Genomic DNA, 25831 nt, shown 5'->3' with positions numbered 1-25831 from the left:
GGGGGCCGCTTCGCGACCCAGCGGGAGCAAGCTCCCTCGCCACAGGTTCGATGTTATCTGGATGGGCCAAGCAAATGACTCATCGCCGTCTTCAGTTTCATCGGCCGCACCGGCTTGTGCATCAGGGTGTGGCCCAGCTCGCGGATCTGCTGCTTGAGCTCATTGCTGTAGTTGGCCGTGATCATCATCGCCGGGATCGGTGAGGCACGACGGGCATTGATCCGGGCCACCGCATCGACACCGTTCTGATCGTTATCCAGGTGATAGTCGGCGATCAGCAGGTCGGCCTCGGCGCGGTAGTTGTCCACTTGCCGTGCCAGGTCCTCCTCCGACAGCGCCGTCACCACCCGACACCCCCACCCCTCCAGCAAGGTGCGCATGCCGGCACAGATGGTCGCGTCATTGTCCAGCACCCATATCCTGGCACCCCGCAGGCGCTCAAGCATCGGCTCGCTCATCTGCAGCGTCGGCGGCGGTGTCGGCGCGGTGGCGCTCAAGGGTACTTCGACCGAGAACATCGAACCCCGGCCCGGCCACGAGCGCACATGAATGGGATGCCCGAGGATGCCGGCAATTTTCTCGACGATCGCCAGGCCCAGGCCCAGTCCGCGATCCTGATCCGGTCGCTGCACATCGCCGCGCTTGAATTCCTGGAAAATCTCCTCCAGGCGATGCTCGGCAATGCCCATGCCGCTGTCCCAGACTTCGATCGTCAGGCACTGATGATGCCGCCGGCAACCGAGCACCACGCGACCACTGTAGGTATAGCGAATCGCGTTGCTCAGCAGGTTGCGCAGAATCCGCGCCAGCAACTGGATGTCGCTGCGCACCAGCGCCGAACAGCCGATGAAGTGCAGTTGCAGGCCTTCACTGCGCGCCACCTGGGTGTATTCGGCGGCCAGGTTGTCCAGCAGTTCACTGAGGGCAAACGGCGCGATGTCGGCCTTGATCACCCCCGCATCGAGCTTGGAAATATCCACCAGGGTGCCGAGCAGGTTCTCCACGTCTTCCAGGGAATTACTCACGTTGCGTACCAGAATCTCGCTGGACATCGGCTCTCGGCGTTCCAGCAAGGCACTGGTGAACAATCGCGCCGCATTCAGCGGTTGCAGCAGGTCGTGGCTGACGGCGGCGAGGAACTTGGTTTTCGACAGGTTGGCTTGCTCGGCTTCCTGCTTGGCTTCGCGCAAGCGTGACTCGACCAGGCGCCGCTCATCGATCTCGCGCAGCAACTGGTCGTTGAGGGTGGTCAACTCCGCCGTGCGCTCGCGTACCCGCAGCTCAAGGTTCTGATACGCCTGATGCAGCGCCTCGGCGGTGCGGCGGCGTTCGGTGATGTCGCGGATCAGCACGAAAATCCCCACCACCTCGCCACTGGCCAGACGGTTGGGCACATAGGAGCGCAGCATGTAGCGCTCCTGATTGTTGACGTTGGTTTCGGCGAACTCGAAGGTCACGCTCTCGCCGGCCAGTGCCCTGGCCACATAGGACTCCAGGCGCTGGTAATGCTGTTCGCTGTGCACTTCACGCAGGCTCTGGCCGAGCATCACGCCGCGGGGCCAGCAGTACCACTCCTCGTAGACCTTGTTGGTGAACTCGTAGACCAGGTCGGCATTGAGGTAGGCAATCAATGCCGGTACGTGATCGGTGATCAGGCGGATCCAGTGTTCGCTTTCACTCAGCGCTTCGGCATGCTGGTAGCGCTCGGTAATGTCGGTGAAGGTGTTGACGAAACCGCCGGTGGGCAACGGATGGGTGCGGATTTCCAGGACCCGGCCATCGTACAGGCGCTGCTCGCATTCGCGGACCGGTCGCCCGTTGCCGTCGCGACTGGCAGGGGTCAGCAGGTTCAACTCGCTGTCGGCGATCACTTCGGCAAAAGGGCGATGGGCCGCCACCGGCGCCAGGCCGCTCAATTCCAGGAAGCGCCGGTTCCACAATTCCAGGATGCCCTCGGCGCTGACCATCGCCACCCCTTGGGACAGGTTGTCGACCGCCCGTTGCAACAGGTGCGACTTCTGCGCCACCGCCTGCTCGCGGCGCATGGTTTCGCTGAGTTTGACGTCGGTAATGTCGGTGAACAGAATCACCCGCCCCCCTTCCTGGGTCGGCCGCTCGCTGACTTGCAGCCAACGCCCGTTCTGCAGACGGTAAAGCAGGTTTTCGTCGGCGTGCCCGCGAGGCTCTTCGGTGAACAGGGCGTTGTTCATCATCAGCCGCTTGACCTCGGTCAGGCGCATGCCGGCATTGATCCGCACCCGGCTGTTGCTCCAGAACGCCTTGAAGCGACTGTTGAACAGCACGATGCGCTGGTCGGCGTCGAACAACACGAAGGCGTCGGAAATGCTTTCGATGGCATCGATCAGGTGTTGATGCGCGGTTTCCGCGCGCAGGCGGGCTTCGCTGAGCAGATGATTACCGGCCTTGAGTTCAGCCATGGCCTGGTTCAGGGCATCGGTGCGTTCGCGCACTTGCTCGGCCAGCACCACCGAATGCTGGAATGCCGCGTACGGATCGTTGCCGCGAGTCCCCCCGGACTCGACCCGTTCGATCAGCGCGCCATTGATGCGCTGCAGTTTATGGTTTTCCAGGCGCAGCCTGGCCAGTTCGGCCTGCAGCTCAGCGATGTCCCGGGGCACGGCCGCGGGCAATGGCAACGCCGGTGAAGGTCTGGTTGATGTGCATGCCATTGAACTGTTCTCCGTAGGTGTTGAAACCCATCACCCGTTGCTCACGCAAAAACGCGCCGATCTGATCAAGACTGCCGTCGTCTTCGAGTTCCAGACGCCGCAGGAAACAGTCGCAACCGATGGTCAGCAGCAAATCGCCCAGGCGCTCCTGCAACCCCTCGAACAGGCTCTGCAGGTTCGGCAGCATCGGCCCCGGGGTCATGGCGGTGAGGACGATGCCGTTTTCCACGGCGCAGTAGAAACTCAGGCTCAGGTCCGGATGCACCTGCTGGATGGCCCGCACGTAGTACTGCTGGTTGATCCGCACCGCCAACGGGTGCGCGGCGAAAACCCGGTGATCGAGCTGCGCCACCGGCACGCCGATGTGCCGGGCGTACTCCTCGGCAGCCGGCTCGGCATTGAGTTCGAAGACCCGGCGCAAGGCGCTGTCGGCCCCGGTGACCACCAGCTTCTCGGCGCGGGGCAGCACGTGGTGGGTGGTGAACACTTCGAAATCCAGCCAGGTATTGACCAGCACCACCACGGCCGCGCCGCTGTGGAATTCGCCATCGAAGTACACATGGGTATGGGTCAGGTAGTTGTCGTCGCCGGCCGAACCGCCGAAATGCGGAATGTCGCCCAGTGCCGCGCTCAAGGCCGCCAGGACCATTTCCTCGCGGCTGGACAGGCCATCGAGCAGGGTCAGGGCAAAGCTGTTGCCCTTGATCGGCGCCAGGGTGTTGCTGCGACAACCACTGACCAGGCGCTCGACCATTTGCTGGGCGTCGATCAGGCTGAAGTGCTCCATCTGGTCGATCAGCTCGATCGCAATGGAAAAGTGCCGGTGATCGAAACCCACCGCCGTCACGCAATTGCGCCCGTAGCCCAGGGGGGTGATTTCCCCGGCGCTGGTGCAGCCCACCAGGCGAATGCCGCCGAAGCTTTGCTGCAAGGCCTGGCCCAGCGCCTGCAAGTCGTACTCGGCGGAACAGAAGAACAGCACGAACCCCAGGTGCGGATGCAACAACTGGCGTGCCAGTTCCTGCGCGACCTGCCGGGCATCGGTGGCCTGGGACATTGCACTGACGACGCCTTCGCTCTGCTGCATCCTTACCTCCCGCGGGTGCGTGTGTATGAGGCACGAGTGTACGAAGTCCGTGGGGTGCGACGAATGCTACTTGGGTAGCGGGTAGCCGCTTCGATGGGATGAGACGGGTGGCGACCCTGGCCGCGATGCGCACGGCCAGGGCCACCTCCCGGGGTTACCAGGTCAGCACCGCACCCACTGCGAAGGTGTCGGTGTCTTCGTTCTGCTCGTCGGTGTCGTGGCCGTTGATTTCGAATTGGTTGTACTCGGCCACCAGCTTGAGGTTGTCGTTCACGTCATGGAACAAAGCGATACCGCGAGTCTCGTAGTCCGCGCCGCTGCCGACCACGCCATTGCCATCGTCATTGGTCTTGCCGTAGGACAACGCCAGGCGGTTCTTGCCCAGCTTGTAGGAACCCTGCATCAGGTAGCCGTCGCTGTCGACGTTGCGCAGGGTCGGCTCGCCGGCATTGTTGGTGAAAAACGGGTTGATACCCTTGGCCTGGAAGCCGGATCCGGTGAGGGACAAGCCGCCCATCTTCGCCTGCACGCCATAACCGACACCCTTGGAGGTGACGGTATCGACCGTGGAATCGGTGTTGTCCGAGGTCTGGTAGCTGCCGTTGACCCAGCTGTAGATCTTGGCCCCGGCCAGGTCGAACTGATAGGTGACTTCACTCTCGGTACGCGGGTTTTCCTGGTAGGCCTTGCCCGTCGGGCTGCTGTCGTTGGTGTCCACCGGGTCCATGATGCCGACCGCCACGCGCAGACCGTCCATCACTGGGGTGCGATAGGTGATCTGCGAGGTCGGGAACGGATACGGGTAACCGGTGCCGATGTTGCCGAACGACACCCCGCCGCCATCCACCAGCCCCAACGTATCGCTGACCTGACCATAACCGGCAAGCATTTCGTCGAGCAGGATGTTGGAACGGGCGAACAGGCCGAAGTCCTTGCCGATCAGCACTTCGCCCCATTCCGGGTTGGCCACGGTGCCGAAGAACTGCCGCACATCGATGGCGGTGTCGGTGCCGTTGGTTTCGCTGTCGTTGATGGTGACCCAGAACGAGGCACGGGCACCGAGCTTGAGGTCGTCTACCTGCTTGCCCATGTTGAACCCCAGGTAGTTGGGCAAAAAGCCCATCTTGACCCGCGCCTGTCGACGGTCGAACTGATCGCCGGCGCGGTCGACATCGCTGTTCACGTAGAAGGCGTTGATGTAGCCGTCGGTGGAGAACGTGGTCTGGTCCTTGTCGTACAGCATGATGTCTGCCTCGGCCACCTGGCTCAGGCCAAGGGCAGACAGGCTGGCGATAAAGGCAGGCAGAAAACGATGCGTGACGTTCTTATTGTTGTGCATGGCGCGCTCCGAAACGGGGACTGAGTGTCGGAGGCGATTATCGAAACCTGACGAGCGGCGCCATACGCTGCCTTGGGGCTGGTTTGCAGCTGCTTTGGATGGGCCGGCGGTGCGTGAGCACCATGGCGTAAGACCGCCGGTCGGCGAGGCTCGCCACTTAGGATGTAGGCCTGTGGACCCCGGTGGCGTCCACAGGAACCGATACCGGCTAGGCGTTGGCCCGAAACAGCATGTAGGCGGCGACCACGACGCAGATGCTGGCGAAACCGACTTGCAACGCCCGCGCCGGCACCCGGGCGCAGAGCTTGCGGCCGATGATCATGCCAACGATGCTGGAGACGATGAAGGCGATGCCCAAACCATCGATGCGCACCCCGGCATGGAAGGCGCCGATCACGCCGATCGCCGAAATCAGGCTGATCACCATCAGCGACGTGGCAACGATCCCGCGCATCTGCACATCGGTCAGTTGCTTGAAGGCCGGGACGATCAGAAAGCCACCGCCCACCCCCAGCAATCCCGAGACCACGCCAGTCACGGCCCCGAGCGCGGCGAGGGTCGCGGTGCATTTGGCGGTCCAGGAAAAGCGCCCGGTCTGTTGATCGAGCATGCAGTTCTTCTGGCCCCAGTTGGCCTGACCGTGATCGCTGGGGCCCGCATCCTTGCGCTCGCGGCGCAACATCCGCCCGGCCACAACGACCATCAGCAGGCTGAACAGGATCATCAGGATTTTTTCCGGCAACTGATGGGCAAAGTAGATGCCCACCGGCGAAAACACCGCACCGAGCGCGGCGATCAGCAGCGCCGCGCGATAACGCACCAGGCCATGGCGCAAGCCGTCGATGGCGCCGACCGCGGCCGCACTGCCCACCGCGAACAACGCCACCGGAGCGGCCTGGGTCATGCTCCAGCCCAACCCCAACACCAGGGCCGGGACCGCAAGGATACCGCCGCCGGCGCCAGTCAAGCCGAGCACCAACCCCATCACTACACCAAACAGACTTGCCAGCAACATAGGGAGTTCTCAGTCGACCTTGGTCACACGTGTCAGCCACTCGCGGCCCTTGAGCATGCCGTTCCAGTAGAACCACGGCAGCAGTGTCGCCTTCAGCCACCACGCCGAGCGGCGCGGGGTCGTCGGGTCAAGGGGAAAGGTCGGCAGCAACTTGCCCGCGTACCCGAACTCGGCAAGGATCACCTTGCCCTTCTCCACCGTCAGCGGACAGGAGCCATAGCCGTCGTACTTCAGTGGCAGCGGCTGTTGCTTGCGCAAGGCCAGCAGGTTTTCGGCCACCACCACGATCTGCTTGCGCGCCGCCGCGGCGGTTTTTGCATTGGTGGTGCCGCAGATATCACCCAGGGCGAAGACGCCGGGATAACGCGGATGCTGCAGGCTGTGGGGGTCGACCCCGCACCAGCCAGCGCTGTCGGCCAACGGGCTGCGGGCGACAAAATCCGGGGCCACCTGAGGCGGAACGACATGCAGCAGGTCAAAGGTCTTTGCCTGGCGGGTGACATTGCCATCGGCATCCCTGACGTCGAACCACGCGGTTTTCGCCGGGCCGTCGACCTTGACCAGATTCGAGTTGAACGCCAACCGGGCTTTGTACTTCTCGATGTATTTCATCAGCGGCGGGACAAAGGTCGGCACTCCGAACAGCGCCGCGCCGGCAAGATTGAACTCGACCTCGATGTTGTTCAGCACACCGGTCTTGTTCCAGTGATCGCAGGACAGGTACAGCGCCTTTTGTGGCGCGCCGGCACACTTGATCGGCATGCCCGGCTGGGTGAACAGCACCTTGCCGCCGCGCAATTTCCGCACCTGGTCCCAGGTGTAGGTCGCGTGGCGATAGCTGTAATTGGAGGTCACACCATGCTGGCCGAGGGTGTCCTCCAGGCCTTCGATTTTCTCCCAGGCCAGGCGCAGGCCGGGGCAGACCACCAGGTTTTGATAGCTGACCGTGCGCCCGTCACCGAGGGTGAGTTGGCACTTGTCGGGATCGATGCCCGTCACGGCAGCCTGCAGCCAATGGGCCCCGCGTGGCATCACCGACGCCATCGGCCGCACGGTGTTTTCCACGTTGTAGGCACCGCCGCCGACCAGCGTCCAGGCCGGTTGATAGTAGTGCCGGGAGTCGGGTTCGATCACAGTGATGTTCAGCTGCGGGCTACGCTTGAGCAGGCTGGCGACCAGGCCGATGCCTGCGGTGCCGCCGCCGATGACCACGATATCTGCACTGATGGATGGGCCCCAGTGTTGATCGTTCATTGCTTGTTCCTTTTGCTGCACGCAAGGATTTTTCTAGTCAATACACAAAACCAATGTGGGAGCGGCGGTGCGACGATTCGACTTGCTCGCGAAAGCATTGTGTCAGTAGACATAAACGTTGGCTGACACACCGCCTTCGCGAGCAAGCCCGCTCCCACAGGGTTATGTTGAGTTGGCTGGCATCAGGGCTGAATCCAGCTTTTAAGCACGGCCCCGCAGTAAAGCCCGGAGAGGGTTTTCATCACCTGGATCACTTCGTGGCTGGCGAGACCGTAAAAAATGTACTTGCCTTCACGACGGGTCGCGACCAGTCCTTCATCGCGCAGGATCCCCAATTGCTGGGACAGGGTCGGTTGGCGTACGCCGGTCATTTTTTCCAGTTCGCCTACGTTGCGTTCGCCTTGGGTCAGCTGGCACAGGATCAACAGGCGATCCTCATTGGCCAGGGCCTTGAGCAGCGCACAGGCCTTGGAGGCCGATGCGCGCAGTTGGGCGACTTCACATTCGGTCAGACTGGATTGCATTTGCAGGATGCCTTCAACGTCACTTAAGCTGCGAACATTATGTCTTTACATAAAGTGTTGCAACCATGGCTGACTTTCCGTCGTCCGACTTTTCTACCCCTGCACAGGTTCGTGTCCATGCCCGCGCTGATTGAAGCTTTCCTCGACCCCGCCTCCTCGACCTACAGCTACGTGGTCTACGAGGCTGATGGCGGGCAGTGTGCGATTGTCGACCCGGTGCTCGACTACGACGGGGCCTCCGGGCGTACCGCGACCACCCAGGCCGACAGGATCATCGCCTTCGTTCGCGCCCGCCACTTGCAAGTGCAATGGCTGCTGGAAACCCACGCCCATGCCGATCACCTGTCCGCCGCGCCGTATCTGCGCAGGGAGCTTGGCGGAAAAATCGCCATTGGCGAATCGATCAGCAAGGTCCAGGACGTGTTCAAGGCGCTGTTCAATCTGGAGCCTTCCTTTCACGTCGACGGTTCCCAGTTCGACCACCTGTTCGCCCCCGACGAATCGTTCATGATCGGCAACCTCAAGGCGACCGCCCTGCACGTGCCTGGCCATACCCCGGCGGACATGGCTTACCTGATCGACGGTGATGTGATTCTGGTGGGCGATACGATGTTCATGCCCGACGTCGGCTCTGCCCGATGTGACTTCCCCGGTGGCAATGCCAACCAGATGTTTGCCTCGATCCGGAAACTGCTGGCCTTCCCCGCCAGCGTGCGCCTCTACGTGTGCCACGACTATCCGCCCGAGGGTCGCGTGTCCCAATGCATGACTACCGTGGGTGAACAGCGCAAAAGCAATATCCACGTGCGAGACGGCATCGACGAAAAGGCCTTTGTGCAAATGCGCACCCGGCGCGATGCGGGGTTGGGGATGCCGACACTGTTGCTGCCGGCGATCCAGGTGAATGTGCGGGCGGGGAACTTACCGCCCGCGGAAGACAATGGTGTGACTTACTTGAAGATTCCGATCAATCAGTTGTGACTGCCGGGCAGCACCTCCTGCTTGTGCCACTGCCGGGACGCCGTGCTGTAGGTAAACGCGAGAACCTGACCGGCAGAGATGACATGTTCAAGTTCATCCGTGCCCTGGGAGTGGCCGATTCGGGTGGTATAGAGTGCATCGCACACGATCAGCACCACACTGTTGGCGGGAGCTTCCGCCGGCAAGTACACCAACGGCGCGTAGTTGCCGACCGACAATGTATAGCGAATAAATTTCTCGCCGTCGCAAGGCGCCGCAATCACATGTCCGTGCTCATTCGGCGAGCATTCGCGCACCTGCAACGCCCATTGGCGCGAGCCATCAAGACACACCAGGGCAACCACCTCCCCCTTCGATAGACGGACGCCAGGCAGCGGAACATCACTGCCACGCAGATCCAGCTCACATTCGGCGTCCGCATCCGAGCAAACCAGCAACCGGTGTGGCTCTTCATCAAGAATCGGCGGCAGCGCCACTGTTTCAGTCCAGTGCGCGTCATCGATCTGCAAGATCATATGCCGGGCGCTTGGCATGCCTTGAACGCCAATGCTCGTCGGGCTGGCCTGTACAACATCAGGAATGCCCAACGCTCGGCTGCGGAACTGGTTGGAAAAGATGATGTTGTCCACCAGGCGATGCCGTAACGACCAATCGCAATTGATGATGTAGTACTTCATGATCGGATGGCTGGCGGAGCCGGCAGCAAACCATGACATCAACGAGCCCGAAATATCTTTGGCGCCGTCGAATGGAAAAGTCATGCGATGGGCTTGAATTGCCCGCAACTCACCAAAGGGTTTGGTTTCATTGCCGACCCGGTCAATAAACGCTTTTAGCTCACCATCCGACGGTGTATTCGAGCCTATCCAGCGTTGATTGACGGCGTTCCAAAAAAGCGCATCCCTGGGATCGGCGTTGTATGAAATGACGACATTTTTATAGTTTGGCAACGCCCATATTTGCGACACCGTCAGATCTCGATACACAGGCGATATGATCGATTCGCCCAAATAGGACTTTATTATTCCAGCTAGTTCACGATGGGCTGCGGCCGTAAAATTCCTGAACTGATGAAAATTCAGAATCACGATCTCGCGTTTAGTGTCCCCTTCAGAGCTTTGACGAAACATGCGCACAGCATCGAGAACATCGCCCTGGACCGTTCGCCCGTTGTTTGTCGAATGAAAAATCGAATAACGTCGTGGATCACCAACCAATAGTCCCGAATAATGTTGAACCCTGAGATCCAGCACTCGAATACCGGCAGTCAATTGATGGTACGGCGCGACGTCCTGACATACCTCCAGACTAGGGACATACTTTGCTTGTTTATCGAAAGCTGAATTGTGAGTACCGGGTAGAATCGCCATATGAATCGGCAAATTGTTGACAACACCGTGCGCGCGCATCCAGTGGTTACGAATGTTATTGTAGGGCTTGCATATCCCGCCACTCCAGCTCCCGTTCGGGCACCAACCGGCGGTAATTCCAATATCGCTCTCCAGGGCAGATGGACCCGGCCCTCCGTCCAGAGCGGCCTGGATATCCATCAAATCAGCTCCACCCATGTCCTCGACAAAGGGCTCAAAAACAGGAGGAACATATTCTTTTATATTTCCGTAATCATCCAGATCATCTGGATTGACGTCCAGCGAGTAGGCCAAAGCAATTTTATCTAATACAGGCTTCATTATGTTTCACTCTAGTTAATCAATAGTGGAGAGCAAAACTTAAAGAAAACTGCACCACACAAATACAAGCTCAAACTGTAGAACGGCGTTGTACAGCTGTGACTTATTGCGTCAGTAAAAGCAGTGACACCGCCAATCCTTATTTATCCAGCGTCAACCCATTGGCCGGTAACGGCAGCGCGGTCTTGTACCGCACTTGCTTGAGCGCAAAGCTCGAACGGATGTTCGCTACCCCCGGCACCTTGGTCAGAAAGTCCATCATGAAACGCTCCAGCGACTGAATGGTCGGCACCAGCACCCGGATCAGATAGTCCGGGTCGCCTGCCATCAGGTAGCACTCCATCACCTCGGGACGATCGGAAATCGCCTCTTCGAAATGCTGCAACGCCTCCTCCACCTGTTTCTCCAGGCTGACGTGAATGAACACGTTCACATGCAGCCCCAGTAGGTCGGCGTCCAGCAGAGTCACTTGCTCGCGAATCACCCCCAGTTCTTCCATGGCCTTGACCCGGTTGAAACACGGCGTCGGCGACAGGTTCACCGAACGCGCCAGGTCGGCGTTGGTAATGCGCGCGTTCTCCTGAAGGCTGTTGAGAATGCCGATATCGGTACGGTCCAGTTTGCGCATGAGATAAAAACACCTGTTTTTTATGTTTATGCAGGTTTTTTATCTGCAAATGATCTTCAGCGCAACGAAACAGAGAGAAATATTCTTCTTCGGCGGGCCTATGATTGTTGTAGGACAAGATTTCTTCTACCGAACGAAATCTGTCAGCTCACTACAAGAAATTCACAAGATCGAGCGTAGAAGCCATGACCCAAGCGTATGAACCGCTGCGCCTGCACGTCCCCGAACCCTCGGGCCGTCCCGGCTGTAAAACCGACTTCTCCTACCTGCATCTGACCGATGCCGGCACGGTGCGCAAACCCCAAATCGACGTTGAACCGGCTGACACGGCTGACCTGGCCCGTGGCCTGATTCGCGTGCTCGACGACCAGGGCAATGCCCTCGGTCCCTGGGCCGAAGGCGTCTCTAGCGAGATCCTGCGCAAGGGCATGCGTGCCATGCTCAAGACCCGCATCTACGACAACCGCATGGTGGTCGCCCAGCGTCAGAAAAAGATGTCGTTCTACATGCAGAGCCTTGGCGAAGAAGCCATCGGCAGCGCCCAGGCCCTGGCCCTGAACATCGACGACATGTGTTTCCCGACCTACCGCCAGCAAAGCATCCTGATGGCCCGCGACGTGCCGCTGGTCGGCCTGATCTGCCAGTTGCTGTCCAACGAGCGCGATCCGCTCAAGGGACGTCAGTTGCCAATCATGTACTCGGTCAAGGAGTCCGGTTTCTTCACCATCTCCGGCAACCTCGCCACCCAGTTCATCCAGGGCGTGGGCTGGGGCATGGCTTCGGCGATCAAGGGCGACACCAAAATCGCCTCGGCCTGGATCGGCGACGGCGCCACCGCCGAGTCGGACTTCCACACCGCCCTGACCTTCGCCCACGTGTACCGCGCGCCGGTGATCCTCAACGTGGTCAACAACCAGTGGGCGATCTCCACCTTCCAGGCGATTGCCGGTGGTGAAGCGACCACCTTCGCCGGGCGCGGCGTCGGTTGCGGCATTGCCTCCCTGCGGGTCGACGGCAACGATTTCTATGCGGTCTACGCCGCCTCGGCCTGGGCTGCCGAACGTGCGCGCCGTGGCCTCGGCCCGACCATGATCGAATGGGTCACCTACCGCGCCGGCCCGCACTCGACCTCCGATGATCCGTCGAAATACCGTCCCGCCGATGACTGGAGCCACTTCCCCCTGGGTGATCCGATCGCACGCCTCAAGCAGCACCTGATCAAGACCGGTCACTGGTCCGAAGAGGAGCACGCCGCGGTCAGCGCCGAGCTGGAAGCCGAAGTGATCGCCGCACAGAAAGAAGCCGAACAGTACGGCACCCTCGCCGGCGGCCAGATTCCGAGCGCCGCGACCATGTTCGAAGACGTCTACAAAGAGATGCCGGAGCACTTGAAGCGCCAGCGCCAAGAGTTGGGGATCTGACATGAACGATCACAACAACAATATCGAGCTGGAAACCGCCATGACCACGACCACCATGACCATGATCCAGGCCCTGCGCTCGGCCATGGATGTGATGCTTGAGCGTGATGACAACGTCGTGGTCTTCGGCCAGGACGTGGGCTACTTCGGCGGCGTGTTCCGCTGCACCGAAGGCCTGCAGAACAAGTACGGCACCTCCCGGGTGTTCGACGCGCCGATCTCCGAAAGCGGCATCGTCGGTGTCGCCGTGGGCATGGGCGCCTACGGCCTGCGTCCGGTGGCCGAGATCCAGTTCGCCGACTACGTCTACCCGGCCTCCGACCAGATCATTTCCGAAGCCGCCCGCCTGCGTTATCGCTCGGCCGGCGAGTTCACCGCGCCGATGACCCTGCGCATGCCTTGCGGCGGCGGCATCTACGGCGGCCAGACCCACAGCCAGAGCATCGAGGCGATGTTCACCCAGGTCTGCGGTTTGCGCACGGTGATGCCGTCCAACCCGTACGACGCCAAGGGCCTTTTGATTGCCTCCATCGAAAACGATGACCCGGTGATCTTCCTCGAGCCAAAACGCCTGTACAACGGCCCGTTCGACGGCCATCACGACCGCCCGGTAACCCCGTGGTCGAAGCACCCCGCCGCGCAAGTGCCGGATGGCTACTACACCGTGCCGCTGGACGTCGCTGCGATCACCCGTCCGGGCAAGGACGTCACCGTGCTGACCTACGGCACCACCGTGTACGTGTCGCAAGTCGCTGCTGAAGAAAGCGGCGTCGACGCCGAAGTCATCGACCTGCGCAGCCTGTGGCCGCTGGACCTGGAAACCATCGTCAAGTCGGTGAAAAAGACCGGCCGTTGCGTGGTGGTGCACGAAGCCACACGCACCTGCGGCTTCGGCGCCGAACTGGTGTCGCTGGTGCAGGAACATTGCTTCCATCACCTGGAAGCGCCGATCGAACGCGTCACCGGTTGGGACACCCCTTACCCGCACGCGCAAGAGTGGGCGTATTTCCCAGGTCCGTCCCGAGTGGGCGCGGCGTTGAAACGGGTCATGGAGGTTTGAATGGGCACGCACGTCATTAAAATGCCGGACATTGGTGAAGGCATTGCAGAAGTTGAATTGTCGGTATGGCACGTCAAGGTCGGCGACATGGTCGTCGAAGATCAGGTACTGGCCGATGTGATGACCGACAAGGCGATGGTCGATATCCCGTCGCCAGTGCATGGCAAGGTCATCGCCCTCGGCGGACAGCCGGGCGAAGTCATGGCGGTCGGCAGTGTGCTGATCAGCATTGAAGTCGAAGGCGCGGGCAACGTTAAGGAGTCGGCGCAACCGGCACCTGTTAAAGAAGCCCCGGTGGCCACAGCCAAAGTTGAAACCGTGGTTGAAAGCAAACCGGTCGCTGCCCCGGCGCCGAAAGCTGCGGTCTGCCAGGGCCCGATGGTGGCTCGCGCAGCCGATGAGCGTCCGCTGGCCTCCCCGGCCGTGCGCAAGCATGCGCTGGACCTCGGCATTCAATTGCGCCTGGTGCGTGGCACCGGCCCCGCCGGCCGCGTACTGCATGAAGACCTCGACGCCTACCTGGCCCAGGGTCAGTCGAACGCTTCGGCACCGGTGGCGGCTGCTTACGCCCAACGTATCGATGAACAGCAGATCCCGGTGATCGGCATGCGCCGCAAGATCGCCCAGCGCATGCAGGACGCCACCCAGCGTGCCGCCCACTTCAGTTATGTCGAAGAAATCGACGTCACCGCCGTGGAAGAGCTGCGCGCGCACCTCAATGAAAAACACGGTGCGACCCGCGGCAAGCTGACTTTGCTGCCGTTCCTGGTCCGCGCCATGGTCGTCGCCCTGCGCGACTTCCCGCAAATGAACGCTCGCTACGACGACGAAGCCCAGGTCATCACCCGCCTTGGCGCGGTGCATGTGGGCGTCGCGACCCAGAGCGATGTCGGCCTGATGGTACCGGTGGTACGTCACGCCGAAGCTCGCAGCCTGTGGGACAGCGCGGCGGAAATCGCTCGCCTGGCCAACGCTGCGCGCAACGGCAAGGCCAGCCGCGATGAACTGTCCGGCTCGACCATCACCCTGACCAGCCTTGGCGCCTTGGGCGGCATCGTCAGCACGCCGGTGCTGAACCTGCCGGAAGTGGCGATCGTCGGCGTGAACAAGATCGTCGAACGGCCAATGGTGATCAAAGGCCAGATCGTGATCCGCAAGATGATGAACCTCTCCAGCTCCTTCGATCACCGCGTGGTCGACGGCATGGACGCGGCGCTATTCATCCAGGCCATCCGTGGCTTGCTCGAACAACCCGCTACCTTGTTTGTGGACTGATTTTTGTTGGAGAGCACCATGCAAACTTTGAACACCACGCTTCTGATCATCGGCGGCGGCCCCGGCGGTTATGTGACAGCGATCCGTGCCGGCCAGTTGGGCATCCCGACCATCCTGGTAGAAGGCCAATCCCTGGGCGGCACCTGCCTGAACATCGGCTGCATTCCGTCCAAGGCACTGATTCACGTCGCCGAGCAGTTTCACCAGACCCGGCACCACCATCAGCTTTCGCCCCTGGGCATCAGCGTTTCCGCGCCGACGCTGGACATCACCAAGAGCGTCGAATGGAAAGACGGCATCGTCGATCGCCTGACCACCGGCGTTGCCGCGCTGCTGAAAAAGAACAAGGTCCAGGTCATCCAAGGCTGGGCCAAAGTGGTTGACGGTAAAACCGTGGATGTCGGCGACACGCGCATCCAGTGCGAGCACCTGGTGCTGGCCACCGGTTCGAAAAGCGTGAACCTGCCGATGTTGCCGATTGGCGGACCGATCATCTCGTCCACCGAAGCCCTGGTGCCGACCTCCGTGCCCAAGCGCTTGATTGTGGTCGGCGGTGGCTACATCGGCCTGGAGCTGGGCATTGCCTATCGCAAGCTCGGCGCCGAGGTCAGCGTGGTGGAAGCGCAGGAACGCATCCTGCCGGCCTACGATGCCGAACTGACCCAGCCGGTGCACGACGAACTGAGAAAACTCGGCGTGAAGCTTTACTTGAAGCATAGCGTGCAAGGCTTTGATTCAAAAGAAAATACCTTGCAGATTTTGGCCCCGAACGGCGCGACCCTGAACCTGGAAACCGATCAGGTGCTGGTGGCCGTCGGTCGCAAGCCGAACACCCAGGGCTGGAACCTCGAAGCGCTGAACCTGGACATGAACGGTTCGTCGATCAAGATCGACCACCGCTGCCAGACCAGCATGCGCAACGTGTATGCCATCGGTGACCTGAGCGGCGAACCGATGCTCGCGCACCGGGCCATGGCCCAGGGCGAGATGGTCGCCGAGCTGATCAGCGGTAAATCCCGTGAGTTCAACCCGACCGCCATCGCCGCCGTGTGCTTCACCGACCCGGAACTGGTGGTGGTCGGCAAGACCCCGGACGAGGCCAATGCCGCCGGCCTGGATTGCATCGTGTCGAGCTTCCCGTTCGCCGCCAATGGCCGGGCGATGACCCTGGAGTCGAAAAGCGGCTTCGTGCGGGTGGTCGCCCGTCGGGACAATCATGTGATTGTCGGCTGGCAGGCGGTGGGCGTCGGCGTGTCGGAGTTGTCCACGGCGTTCGCGCAAAGCCTGGAGATGGGCGCGCGGCTGGAAGACATCGGCGGCACCATCCATGCGCACCCGACCCTGGGTGAAGCGGTGCAGGAAGCGGCGTTGCGCGCTCTGGGACATGCGTTGCACCTGTAAAAATCAAAAGATCGCAGCCTTCGGCAGCTCCTACAGGTGGCCGCCGATCCCGTAGGAGCTGCCGCAGGCTGCGATCTTTTCGACGAAGAACCGGGAAGTTTAATAAGCAGGCTAATAAATCTGCTTCTCCCCCTATCGTCTGGGCTGCGATTTAGCCCAAGAATGAAGTATTGTTGTCCCCATCCAAAAAACGTCAGAAGCCTTGAACCGTTTCGACGGTTGTTCAGTGATAGAGGGTGTCATGGGTAACGAAAGCATCAATTGGGACAAGCTGGGTTTTGACTACATCAAGACCGACAAGCGCTATCTGTCGTACTTTCGCAATGGCGAGTGGGACAAAGGCACCCTGACCGAAGATAACGTGCTGCACATCAGCGAAGGCTCCACGGCCCTTCACTATGGCCAGCAATGCTTCGAGGGCATGAAGGCCTATCGTTGCAAGGACGGCTCGATCAACCTGTTCCGCCCGGACCAGAACGCCCTGCGCATGCAGCGCAGCTGCGCCCGCCTGCTGATGCCGCAGGTGGAAACCGAGCAGTTCATCGAAGCCTGCAAGGCAGTGGTGCGTGCCAACGAGCGTTTCATTCCGCCGTACGGCACCGGCGGCGCGCTGTACCTGCGCCCGTTCGTGATCGGCGTGGGTGACAACATCGGCGTGCGTACCGCCCCCGAGTTCATCTTCTCGATCTTCTGCATTCCGGTCGGCGCCTACTTCAAGGGCGGCCTGACCCCGCACAACTTCCAGATTTCCAGCTACGACCGCGCCGCGCCACAAGGCACCGGAGCCGCCAAGGTCGGTGGCAACTACGCCGCCAGCCTGATGCCGGGCTCCAAGGCCAAGAAAGCCCACTTCGCCGACGCCATCTACCTGGATCCGATGACCCACACCAAGATCGAGGAAGTCGGTTCGGCCAACTTCTTCGGGATCACCCACGATAACAAGTTCGTGACCCCGAACTCGCCATCGGTACTGCCGGGTATCACCCGTCTGTCGCTGATCGAGCTGGCCAAGACCCGTCTGGGCCTGGAAGTGATCGAAGGCGACGTGTTCATCGACAAGCTCTCCGACTTCAAGGAAGCCGGTGCTTGCGGTACCGCTGCGGTGATCACGCCGATTGGCGGGATCGACTACAACGACCACCTGCACGTGTTCCACAGCGAAACCGAAGTCGGCCCGGTCACCCAGAAGCTCTACAAAGAGCTGACCGGCGTGCAAACCGGCGACATCGAAGCGCCAGCGGGCTGGATCGTCAAGGTTTGACCTGACGCCAGACGCACAAAAGCCCCCCATCGGGTGACCGATGGGGGGCTTTTTCATGAGCGTAAAAAGATCGCAGCCTGCGGCAGCTCCTACAATGGATATTTCGCAGCCCCTGTAGAAGCTGCCGCAGGCTGCGATCTTTTGCTCTTCTCCTCAATATCCAACCGCAACTCAACCCCGAACCGCCCCGCCAACTCCCTGCGCCCCAACGCCGTCAACGCCAATGCCCGACTGTCCAGATCCTGGGTCACCCACTTGCGCCTGAGCGCCGTTTGCAGCAACGCCGCCCCCAGCGACCCGCCCAGATGCGGCCGGCGCATGCTCCAGTCCAGGCACGGGCAGGCAAAACGACGGCGCAAGGTGCTCAAGTCCTGCACTTCGATCCCGAGTCCTTGAAACATTGCCGTACCGCTGTCGCTCAAGCGATAGGCCTGTTCGTCGGTTTCCTCAAGCCAGCCCGCTTCAAGCATCCGGTCATGCAACAGCACGGCCAGGGTTCCCGCCATGTGGTCGTAGCAGGTGCGGGCAAATTGCAGGCGATCCGGGGTGCGCGCCTGGAAGCTTGGCGCGCTGTTCTGGCCGATCACCATCAGTGCCTCCAGGGCCTGGGCCACGCGTTTGTCCGCCAGGCTGTAATAGCGGTGACGTCCCTGAACGTGCAGCCGCACCAGTGCCAGTTCCTTGAGTTTGGCCAAGTGGGCACTGGCGGTCGACGCGCTGACTTCGGCCACCGCCGCCAGTTCGGTGCTGGTGCGGGCGTGGCCGTCCATCAGCGAGCAGAGGATTTTCGTCCGTGCCGGCTCAGCGATGGCTGCCGCCACCTGCGAGACGCCGATGTCGTGTTGTTCTGCGCTCATATTTCGCTCCCGGACGAATCAATGCCCTTTCGGACTGGAGATAGTAGCAACACTTTCCAACAACAAAAGGCTGTGCCCCATGGACCCGATCATCGCTGCAACCCATGCCGATCCTTATTCCTACTACGCACAATTGCGTGCCGAAGGTGGGCTGGCCTTTCATCCGGGGCTGAACCTGTGGGTGGCCAGCAGCGCCCGGGCGGTGGCCGCCGTGCTGGCGCATCCCGATTGCCACGTTCGCCCCGCGCACGAACCAGTCCCCAGGGCAATTGCCGACGGCATGGCCGGCCAGGTGTTCGGCCAATTGATGCGCATGAATGAAGGTGAGCGCCAACGTTGCCCACGGTCGGCGATTGCGCCGGGGCTGGAGTTGATCGATGCGCGGGAAGTCGAAGCCCTGGTCGGCGCCCGATTGATCACCGCGGATGCCGCTGGGCTGTACAATGCCATGTTTCGTGGACCGGTGTGCGTGGTGGCGGCGTTGTTGGGGTTCACCCCGGCCCAGGGCCGCGCCATCAGCGAGCTGACGGCGGATTTCGTCGCCTGCCTGTCGCCCTTGAGCAACGCGGCACAATTGACCGCCGCCCACGCTGCCGCCGAACAATTGAGCGGTTACTTCATCGAATTGCTCGACGATGCGCACCACCACAGCCAATTGCTTGCAGGTATCGGCCAGCGCTTCGCATCCGGCGCACCGCAAACCCTGATCGCCAACCTGATAGGCCTGCTCTCCCAGACCTTCGAGGCCACTGCCGGGCTGATCGGCAACGCCGTGCTGACATTGATTGAACACCCGTCGCTGCGCAGCGAATCAACTCCTGTAGAAGACCTGCTGGCCGAAGTGCAGCGCTTCGACCCGCCGGTACAGAACACCCGCCGCTTCGTCGCAGCCCCCTGCGAAATTGATGGCGTGAAGCTGAACGCCACCGACGTGATCCTGGTGCTGCTGGCCTCGGCCAATCGCGACCCGCAGCTCAACGACAACCCCGACACCTTCCTGCCCGAGCGCCCGAACCGGCGCAGCTTTACCTTCGGTGCGGGGCGCCATCAATGTCCGGGGCAACACCTGGCGTTGAGCATTGCCGGCGCCACGCTCAAGCAGCTTCTGGCGATGGGGCCCGCACTGGAGCAGCTGAAATGGCAATACCGCCCATCCACGAATGGACGGATTGCGCTGTTCAGTGATTGAGCGAAAACCGCTCAAGCCGTGCGGTATTCGACGGTCAGGTGAGACAGTTCATGGACCGGCGCCAGGCGTTCGCGAATGGTGTCGGCACTGACATTGGCCGCGGCCACAACGCTGACAATTGCGGCCCGTGCCTGGGGGCCGACCTGCCAGACATGCAGATCGCTGATGCGCACATCGTCCGATGACTCCAGCAGTTCACGGATTTCATCGGCAACGTGCTCATCCGTGACATCGAGCAACACCGCAGCGCTGTCACGCATCAATCCAACGGCCCATTTCGCGATCACGATGGCGCCCACGATGCCCATCACCGGGTCCAGCCACACCCACCCCAGATAGCGCCCGGCCAGCAATGCGGCAATCGCCAGCACCGACGTCAAGGCATCGGCCAGCACATGGACATAAGCCGAGCGCAGGTTGTTGTCGTGATGGTGATGATGGCCGTGCTCATGGCTGTGTCCGTGATCGTGACCATGATGACCGTGGCCACCCGCCAGCAAAAAGGCACTGGCGATGTTCACCGCCAGCCCCACCACTGCAATCACCGTCGCTTCGGTGAATGCCACGGTCGTTGGTTGAAACAGACGATAGACTGATTCACCGGCAATGCCGATCGCCACCAGTCCCAGCACCATGGCCGAGGCAAATCCGGCGAGATCCCCGACCTTGCCTGTGCCAAAGCTGTAACGCGCGTTATTGGCATTGCGCCGTGCGAATCCATAGGCCGCCGCCGCGATGCCCAAGGCCCCGGCATGGGTGGCCATGTGAAAACCATCGGCCAGCAACGCCATGGAACCGGTGAGGTAACCGGCGGCAATTTCGCCAATCATCATTACAAACGTCAACGCCACCACCCATAAGGTGCGTCGGGCGTTTTCATCATGGGATGCGCCGAGAAACACATGGTCATGGGCAAAACGCGAAGCCTGGGGTGTCTGTTTCATGGAATTCAGGCCTCTATTTGGCATAACGACGGATGGCCAGCAACAAGTCTTCCACGCCCTGGGCGCGATCCTCATCGCTCAAGTCCGGATGGGCCACGTGCTCGCGGGCATGAGCGTCGATGAACTGCTCCAGCAAACCATTGACCGCGCCCCGGATGGCGGCGACCAGGTGCAGGGTCTTGGCACAATCGGCGTCGGACTCAAGCGCTCGCTCCACGGCTTCCACCTGCCCGGCAATCCGTCTGACCCGCTTGATCAAGTCATCCTTGTGTTCGTGAATGTGCGACATACCTATACCCCCTACCCCTATATGGCGCGTATGTTCGCCGAAAGAGCGGAACCTGGCAAGTTGGCTGGCCAACTACAAGTCAATCATCCCGCGTCAGCACTTCCAGCAGCTCGATCTCGAAAATCAGGTTCGAATTCGGCGTGATCTTGCCCATGGTGCGTTCGCCATAGGCCAGGTGCGCCGGTACCAGCAATTTGCGCTTGCCACCGACTTGCATGCCCATGATGCCCTGGTCCCAACCCTTGATGACCCGCCCGGTACCGATCACGCACTGGAAGGGTTTGCCCCGGCTGTAGGAAGAGTCGAATTCGCTGCCGTCCTCCAGCCAGCCACGGTACTGGGTAGTGATCAGTGCGCCTTTTACGGCGGCTTTTCCGTCACCCACCTGAAGATCGATTACCTGAAGCTCGTCTTTCATTGAATTCACTCGTATGCTCTCTCGCCCTCAAGGGCCTGATGGGCGCCGTTTTCCCAGATTTGCCCTTGATTGGCAACCATTGCCACCTCCCGCGCGACGTTTAAAGCTGTTTGCTGAACTAAAATAATCAACAATTACCCTACGGTTCACCGCCCTGATGGCCATCCCCGAATGATCCTGCTCTGGACCAGCGTCATCCTTGGTTCAACGACGCTTACCCTGATCGTCGCGCTGGTCTGGCGCGAACGTTCGCTGCAAAAACAACTGGCCGAATATCGCAGCATCGTCACCCGCCTCTCCGAAGGCCAGAGCATCCACCAGGACGGCGATGTCGAGCGCTTCAAACGCAGCCAGTACTTTGCCCGCATCGGCACCTGGGACTGGGATGTCGACACCGACCGATTGTATTGGTCAGATGCGATTTTCGGCATGTTCGGCTTCAAGATCGGCGAAGTGACGCCCTCCTACGCGCTGTTTTGCTCCTGCGTTCATCCAGACGACCGGCCCAGGGTTCGGGCCGGCGAAATGCGTTGCCTGGAAACCGGCGAAAACCATGACGAGGAATACCGCGTGGTCTGGCCCGACGGAACGATCCGCTGGCTGCGGGAAACCGGCAACGTGGTCAAGAACGACCACGACGAAACAATCAAGATGATGGGCGTGGTGCGCGACATCACCGAAGAAAAGGCCTCGGCCAACTACCTCAAGCACTTGGCCCATTACGACCCCTTGACCGGCCTGCCCAATCGCCTGGTGCTCGAAGAGCGCCTGTCCGAAGCCCTGGAGCTCGCGCGCACCAGTGCCACGCGGGTGGCGCTGGTATTTGTCGACCTCAATGGCTTCAAGGCCATCAACGATCATTATGGTCATGCCGCCGGCGACCGCGTGCTGGTCACGACCGCCACACGGCTCAAGCGCATCCTGCGCGGCACCGACACCGTCGCCCGGATCGGTGGCGACGAATTCGTGGTCATCCTCCAGGGCCTGCCCCAAGGCAAAAGCCTGCAAGACGAAGCGCGCACCATCTGCCAGAAAATCTTCGTCGAACTCTCCCCGCCCGTCACCATCGGCAACGACCAGCGCCACATCGGCACCAGCCTCGGCGTCGCCGTGTTCCCCGATCATGCACCAAGCATTGACCGCTTGCTGCACATTGCCGACCTGGCGATGTATGAGGCCAAGCGCAGTGGGAACAATCAGTATCGGCTGGGCACCGAAAGCGTGGTGCGAGCACATAGCGAATAGCGCTTCGTCGACGGGTGCCTGTACCGGTAACTGCACGAGCGAGTCCACCGATACATTGATCCGCTTCGCGCATCAATGCATGCCAACAATGCAATTAACATATCGATGCCTCTGCTCCACTATCCGCCCCAATAAGAACCGTGCGCCGCGTCCAGGCAGCGCATGTCATAAAAGCGGTGGAGTACTTATCGATGACAGCCTCAATCCCGCGCGGACGCTCTCGCGCCAGTGCCATTTTCCGGGTCACCTCGGGCAACTTCCTCGAACAGTTCGACTTCTTCCTTTTCGGCTTCTATGCCACGCAGATCGCTGCCGTGTTCTTTCCGGCCAGCAGCGAATTCGCCTCTCTGATGATGACCTTCGCCGTGTTCGGTGCAGGCTTTTTGATGCGTCCGTTGGGCGCCGTGGTGCTGGGCGCCTATATCGATGATGTGGGTCGACGCAAAGGGTTGATCGTGACCCTGTCGATCATGGCCAGCGGCACCATCCTGATTGTGCTGGTGCCCGGTTACGAAACCATAGGTTTGTTCGCCCCGGCCCTGGTGCTGATCGGGCGGCTGCTGCAAGGCTTTTCCGCCGGTGCGGAACTGGGCGGCGTATCGGTGTATCTCGCCGAGATCGCCACACCCGGCCACAAGGGCTTTTTCACCAGTTGGCAGTCGGGCAGCCAGCAGGTGGCGATCATTGTCGCCGCCGCCCTGGGTTACGCCTTGAACCAGTGGATGGCACCGAGTGTGATTGTCGATTGGGGCTGGCGGATTCCGTTCTTCGTCGGCTGCATGATCGTGCCGTTCATCTTCCTGCTGCGCCGCAACCTGGAGGAAACCGAAGAGTTCGCCAACCGCAAACACCGCCCGAGCATGGGTGAAGTGTTCCGCACCCTGGGGAAAAACTGGCTGACCGTGTTCGCGGGCATGATGATGGTCGCCCTGACCACCACCGCGTTCTACCTGATCACGGTGTACGCGCCGACCTTCGGTAAAACCGTGCTGCACCTGAGCACGTCCGATGCGTTGCTGGTGACATTGCTGGTGGGCGTTTCGAATTTCATCTGGCTGCCGATCGGCGGCGCACTCTCGGACCGCATCGGTCGACGCCCGGTGTTGATCGCCATGGCCCTGCTGGCCATCGCCACTACTTACCCGGTGCTGACCTATCTGGTGAACGCGCCCAGCTTCCTCCACATGCTAATGGTGCTGTTGTGGCTGTCGTTCATCTACGGCCTGTACAACGGCGCGATGATCCCGGCGCTGACGGAGATCATGCCCGTGGAAGTCCGGGTGGCCGGTTTCTCCCTTGCCTATAGCCTGGCCACGGCCGTGTTCGGCGGGTTCACCCCGGCGATGTCGACCTTGCTGATCCAGTACACCGGCGACAAGGCGGCACCGGGTTACTGGATGAGCTTTGCAGCACTTTGCGCACTGTGCGCCACGCTAATGCTCTATCGCCGCGCCTCGAATCATCTGCAACCGGTGGCGTCGTGAACCGGCCCTTCATCGAGAACATGACCATGAAAAAAATCTTCAATCTTGCCGCCCTCGCATTGGTGGCCAGCCTGGGCTTGAGCAGCATTGCCCAGGCTGAAGAGATCCGTGTGATGACCTCCGGCGGCTTCACGGCAGCCTACAAGATCCTCGGCCCGAAGTTCGCCGCCGCCACCGGCAACACACTCGACACCGCGCTCGGTCCCTCCATGGGCAAGGCCCCGGAAGCGATTCCCAATCGCCTGGCCCGGGGTGAGCAAGCCGACGTGGTGATCATGGTCGGCTACGCACTGGACGACTTGATCAAACAGGGCAAGGTCGATCCGGCTTCCCGTGTCGAACTGGCGGACTCACGCATTGGCCTGGTGGTGCGCGAAGGTGCACCGAAACCGGATATCAGCAACGTCGAGGGCCTGAAAAAGACCCTGCTTGACGCTAAATCAGTGGCCTACTCCGACAGCGCCAGCGGCGTGTACATCGAGCAGCAACTGTTCAAGCGCCTGGGGATCGAGGACCAGCTCAAGCCCAAGTCGACCATGGTGCCGAAAGTCCCCGTGGGCTCGGTGGTTGCCACTGGCGACTATCAACTGGGCTTCCAGCAGGTCAGCGAATTGTTGCCGGTGCCGGGGGTCAGTTTCGTGGCGAAGATTCCGGAGTCGGTGCAGTCGGTCACCCGGTTTGCCGCCGGCATCCCGGTAGGTGCCCGGCACCCGGCCGAAGCCAAGGCCTTGCTGCAATACATGGCCTCGGCCCAGGCTCAACCGGACGTGAAAGCGACCGGGCTGGACTCGGTCAGTCGCTGACCGACGGCTGCAGGACTTTCATTTCCACCACCAGCCGTTCCAGCTCCAATGCCGCCGGGGTCAGGGTTCGACCCCGGCGCTTGATCAGACCGACGCTGCGCATCACCTGCGGATCGGTCAACGGTACCCGCGTCAGGATCGGATGGTCCGCTGCCGGCATCGCCATCAGCGGCACCGCCGCCACGCCCAACCCGGCCTCCACCAGACCGATCATAGTGGTCACGTGACGGGTTTCGCAGATACTCGGCCGCTGCGGCACCACGCCGGTCAACGCCTGATCCAGCAGAAAACGGTTGCCCGAGGTTTTATCCAGCGAGATGTAATCCTGCTGATAGAACTCGTCCCAGGTGACGCTGCTTCGCCCCGCCAGTGGATGATCGCGCCGGCACGCTACGACATACCCTTCTTGCACCAGGGGCTCGAAATCCACTTCGGCTTCCAGCGTGCCCATGAAGCTCAGGCCGAAATCCGCTTCGCCATTGACCACCGCGCTCAATACGTCGTGGGCGCTGGAGTCCAGCACCTTGACCTTGATCCGCGGAAACTGCCGGTGATAATGCGCGATCACCCGTGGCATGAAGTAGTAAGCCGCCGAGGGCACGCAAGCAACCGTGACATGGCCGAGCCGGGTCGAAGCGACTTCGCTGATGCCCAGCAATGCCACGTCCAGATCGTCCAGCAGACGCTCGACGCTGGGCATGAACCCCCGTCCGGCCTGGGTCAGGCTGACCTTGCGCGTGGTGCGCTCGAACAGCCGCACGCCGAGGGCGTCTTCAAGCTTTTCGATGCGCCGGCTCAAGGCTGGCTGGGAAATGCGCACCGTATCGGCTGCCTTGCGAAAGCTGCCCTGCTCGACCACGGCACGGAAGGCCTGCAGGTCATTGAGGTCGAAGTTGATCGCCATGGGGGACTACTCGAGAGGGACCGTTGGATTGATCAGCTAATTCTATAAATGTAACTAATTAATGCAAATTG

23 protein-coding genes are annotated in these 25831 nt (G+C 61.1%); 10 read left to right on the top strand and 13 right to left on the bottom strand.

Going from position 1 to position 25831, the window contains the following annotated elements; translation table 11 throughout:
* Nucleotides 1–53: 53 nt before the first annotated feature.
* The 6 genes from nahK to ACM6G4_RS11385 form a co-directional block, all read right to left on the bottom strand.
* Nucleotides 54–2690, bottom strand: coding sequence for a hybrid sensor histidine kinase/response regulator NahK/ErcS' (gene nahK, locus ACM6G4_RS11410; protein ID WP_414913694.1), 2637 nt, complete (start codon nt 2688–2690; stop codon nt 54–56).
* Entirely contained in the window at nt 2620–3777 is a 1158-nt protein-coding gene (nosP, locus tag ACM6G4_RS11405) for a nitric oxide-sensing protein NosP (protein WP_414913693.1), read from the bottom strand. Before nosP ends, nahK begins: the two co-directional genes overlap by 71 nt.
* A 154-nt stretch (nt 3778–3931) precedes the next feature.
* Entirely contained in the window at nt 3932–5116 is a 1185-nt protein-coding gene (locus ACM6G4_RS11400; RefSeq protein WP_223542606.1) for a porin, read from the bottom strand.
* A gap of 208 nt (nt 5117–5324) precedes the next feature.
* The gene (locus tag ACM6G4_RS11395) at nt 5325–6131 is read right to left on the bottom strand and encodes a sulfite exporter TauE/SafE family protein (protein WP_056727814.1); all 807 of its coding nucleotides are present in this window, start codon (nt 6129–6131) and stop codon (nt 5325–5327) included.
* A gap of 9 nt (nt 6132–6140) precedes the next feature.
* Nucleotides 6141–7385 carry an FAD/NAD(P)-binding oxidoreductase gene (locus ACM6G4_RS11390; RefSeq protein WP_414913692.1) on the bottom strand — a complete coding sequence of 415 codons (1245 nt, stop codon included), beginning with the start codon at nt 7383–7385 and terminating at the stop codon, nt 6141–6143.
* Nucleotides 7386–7567: 182 nt separating this feature from the next.
* Nucleotides 7568–7909 (bottom strand): ArsR/SmtB family transcription factor, encoded by a 342-nt coding sequence (locus ACM6G4_RS11385; RefSeq protein WP_414913691.1) that lies wholly within the window; start codon nt 7907–7909, stop codon nt 7568–7570.
* Nucleotides 7910–8026: 117 nt separating this feature from the next.
* Here ACM6G4_RS11385 and ACM6G4_RS11380 point away from each other — a divergent pair, with 117 nt between their 5' ends.
* On the top strand, nt 8027–8890 hold the full coding sequence (locus ACM6G4_RS11380) for an MBL fold metallo-hydrolase (RefSeq protein WP_056727821.1): 864 nt from the start codon (nt 8027–8029) through the stop codon (nt 8888–8890).
* On the opposite strand, the gene ACM6G4_RS11375 is transcribed toward ACM6G4_RS11380, so the two are convergent.
* Both ACM6G4_RS11375 and bkdR read right to left on the bottom strand, forming a co-directional pair.
* Nucleotides 8881–10581: a hypothetical protein gene (locus tag ACM6G4_RS11375; RefSeq protein WP_414913690.1), complete on the bottom strand. Its 1701-nt coding sequence runs from the start codon at nt 10579–10581 to the stop codon at nt 8881–8883. The two genes, ACM6G4_RS11380 and ACM6G4_RS11375, sit on opposite strands and share 10 nt — an antisense overlap.
* A gap of 139 nt (nt 10582–10720) precedes the next feature.
* Nucleotides 10721–11209: a Bkd operon transcriptional regulator BkdR gene (bkdR, locus tag ACM6G4_RS11370; protein WP_046037311.1), complete on the bottom strand. Its 489-nt coding sequence runs from the start codon at nt 11207–11209 to the stop codon at nt 10721–10723.
* 185 nt (nt 11210–11394) lie between these two features.
* Here bkdR and ACM6G4_RS11365 point away from each other — a divergent pair, with 185 nt between their 5' ends.
* From ACM6G4_RS11365 to ACM6G4_RS11345, 5 genes are all read left to right on the top strand, one after another.
* A complete protein-coding gene (locus ACM6G4_RS11365; protein WP_056727828.1) occupies nt 11395–12630 on the top strand; it encodes a 3-methyl-2-oxobutanoate dehydrogenase (2-methylpropanoyl-transferring) subunit alpha in 1236 nt (411 codons plus the stop codon).
* Nucleotide 12631: 1 nt separating this feature from the next.
* On the top strand, nt 12632–13690 hold the full coding sequence (locus tag ACM6G4_RS11360; RefSeq protein ID WP_015095444.1) for an alpha-ketoacid dehydrogenase subunit beta: 1059 nt from the start codon (nt 12632–12634) through the stop codon (nt 13688–13690).
* Nucleotides 13691–14965: a dihydrolipoamide acetyltransferase family protein gene (locus ACM6G4_RS11355; protein ID WP_414913689.1), complete on the top strand. Its 1275-nt coding sequence runs from the start codon at nt 13691–13693 to the stop codon at nt 14963–14965.
* Nucleotides 14966–14983: 18 nt separating this feature from the next.
* Nucleotides 14984–16366 (top strand): dihydrolipoyl dehydrogenase, encoded by a 1383-nt coding sequence (gene lpdA / locus ACM6G4_RS11350; RefSeq protein ID WP_414913688.1) that lies wholly within the window; start codon nt 14984–14986, stop codon nt 16364–16366.
* Between the two features lie 241 nt (nt 16367–16607).
* A complete protein-coding gene (locus ACM6G4_RS11345) occupies nt 16608–17627 on the top strand; it encodes a branched-chain amino acid aminotransferase (RefSeq protein ID WP_008052737.1) in 1020 nt (339 codons plus the stop codon).
* 89 nt (nt 17628–17716) lie between these two features.
* Here the strand turns inward: ACM6G4_RS11345 and ACM6G4_RS11340 are convergent, their stop codons facing one another.
* Entirely contained in the window at nt 17717–18484 is a 768-nt protein-coding gene (locus ACM6G4_RS11340; RefSeq protein ID WP_414913687.1) for an ArsR/SmtB family transcription factor, read from the bottom strand.
* A gap of 79 nt (nt 18485–18563) precedes the next feature.
* Here ACM6G4_RS11340 and ACM6G4_RS11335 point away from each other — a divergent pair, with 79 nt between their 5' ends.
* Nucleotides 18564–19673, top strand: a complete 1110-nt coding sequence (locus ACM6G4_RS11335; protein ID WP_414913686.1) for a cytochrome P450 — start codon at nt 18564–18566, stop codon at nt 19671–19673.
* 11 nt (nt 19674–19684) lie between these two features.
* On the opposite strand, the gene dmeF is transcribed toward ACM6G4_RS11335, so the two are convergent.
* From dmeF to ACM6G4_RS11320, 3 genes are all read right to left on the bottom strand, one after another.
* A complete protein-coding gene (dmeF, locus tag ACM6G4_RS11330) occupies nt 19685–20617 on the bottom strand; it encodes a CDF family Co(II)/Ni(II) efflux transporter DmeF (RefSeq protein WP_414913685.1) in 933 nt (310 codons plus the stop codon).
* Between the two features lie 13 nt (nt 20618–20630).
* A complete protein-coding gene (locus ACM6G4_RS11325) occupies nt 20631–20906 on the bottom strand; it encodes a metal/formaldehyde-sensitive transcriptional repressor (protein ID WP_008052742.1) in 276 nt (91 codons plus the stop codon).
* Between the two features lie 79 nt (nt 20907–20985).
* Complete coding sequence (locus ACM6G4_RS11320) at nt 20986–21324, bottom strand: FKBP-type peptidyl-prolyl cis-trans isomerase (RefSeq protein WP_409078760.1); 339 nt, start codon at nt 21322–21324, stop codon at nt 20986–20988.
* A 171-nt stretch (nt 21325–21495) separates the two neighbouring features.
* On the opposite strand from ACM6G4_RS11320, the gene ACM6G4_RS11315 reads away from it, so the two are divergent.
* The 3 genes from ACM6G4_RS11315 (at nt 21496) to ACM6G4_RS11305 (ending at nt 24856) form a co-directional block, all read left to right on the top strand.
* Nucleotides 21496–22569, top strand: coding sequence for a diguanylate cyclase domain-containing protein (locus tag ACM6G4_RS11315; protein WP_414913684.1), 1074 nt, complete (start codon nt 21496–21498; stop codon nt 22567–22569).
* 191 nt (nt 22570–22760) lie between these two features.
* The gene (locus ACM6G4_RS11310; protein WP_056727841.1) at nt 22761–24053 is read left to right on the top strand and encodes an MFS transporter; all 1293 of its coding nucleotides are present in this window, start codon (nt 22761–22763) and stop codon (nt 24051–24053) included.
* A 26-nt stretch (nt 24054–24079) separates the two neighbouring features.
* Nucleotides 24080–24856, top strand: coding sequence for a substrate-binding domain-containing protein (locus ACM6G4_RS11305; protein ID WP_056727843.1), 777 nt, complete (start codon nt 24080–24082; stop codon nt 24854–24856).
* On the opposite strand, the gene ACM6G4_RS11300 is transcribed toward ACM6G4_RS11305, so the two are convergent.
* Nucleotides 24846–25760 carry a LysR family transcriptional regulator gene (locus ACM6G4_RS11300; RefSeq protein WP_056727844.1) on the bottom strand — a complete coding sequence of 305 codons (915 nt, stop codon included), beginning with the start codon at nt 25758–25760 and terminating at the stop codon, nt 24846–24848. The genes ACM6G4_RS11305 and ACM6G4_RS11300 overlap by 11 nt on opposite strands.
* Nucleotides 25761–25831 lie beyond the last annotated feature (71 nt).

This window comes from Pseudomonas sp. IT-P258 (genome assembly GCF_949767825.1).
Classification (GTDB): Bacteria; Pseudomonadota; Gammaproteobacteria; order Pseudomonadales; family Pseudomonadaceae; genus Aquipseudomonas; species Aquipseudomonas monachiensis.
The sequence above is the reverse complement of the archived record's forward strand: the minus strand, read 5'-3'. Positions and strand labels throughout refer to the sequence as shown.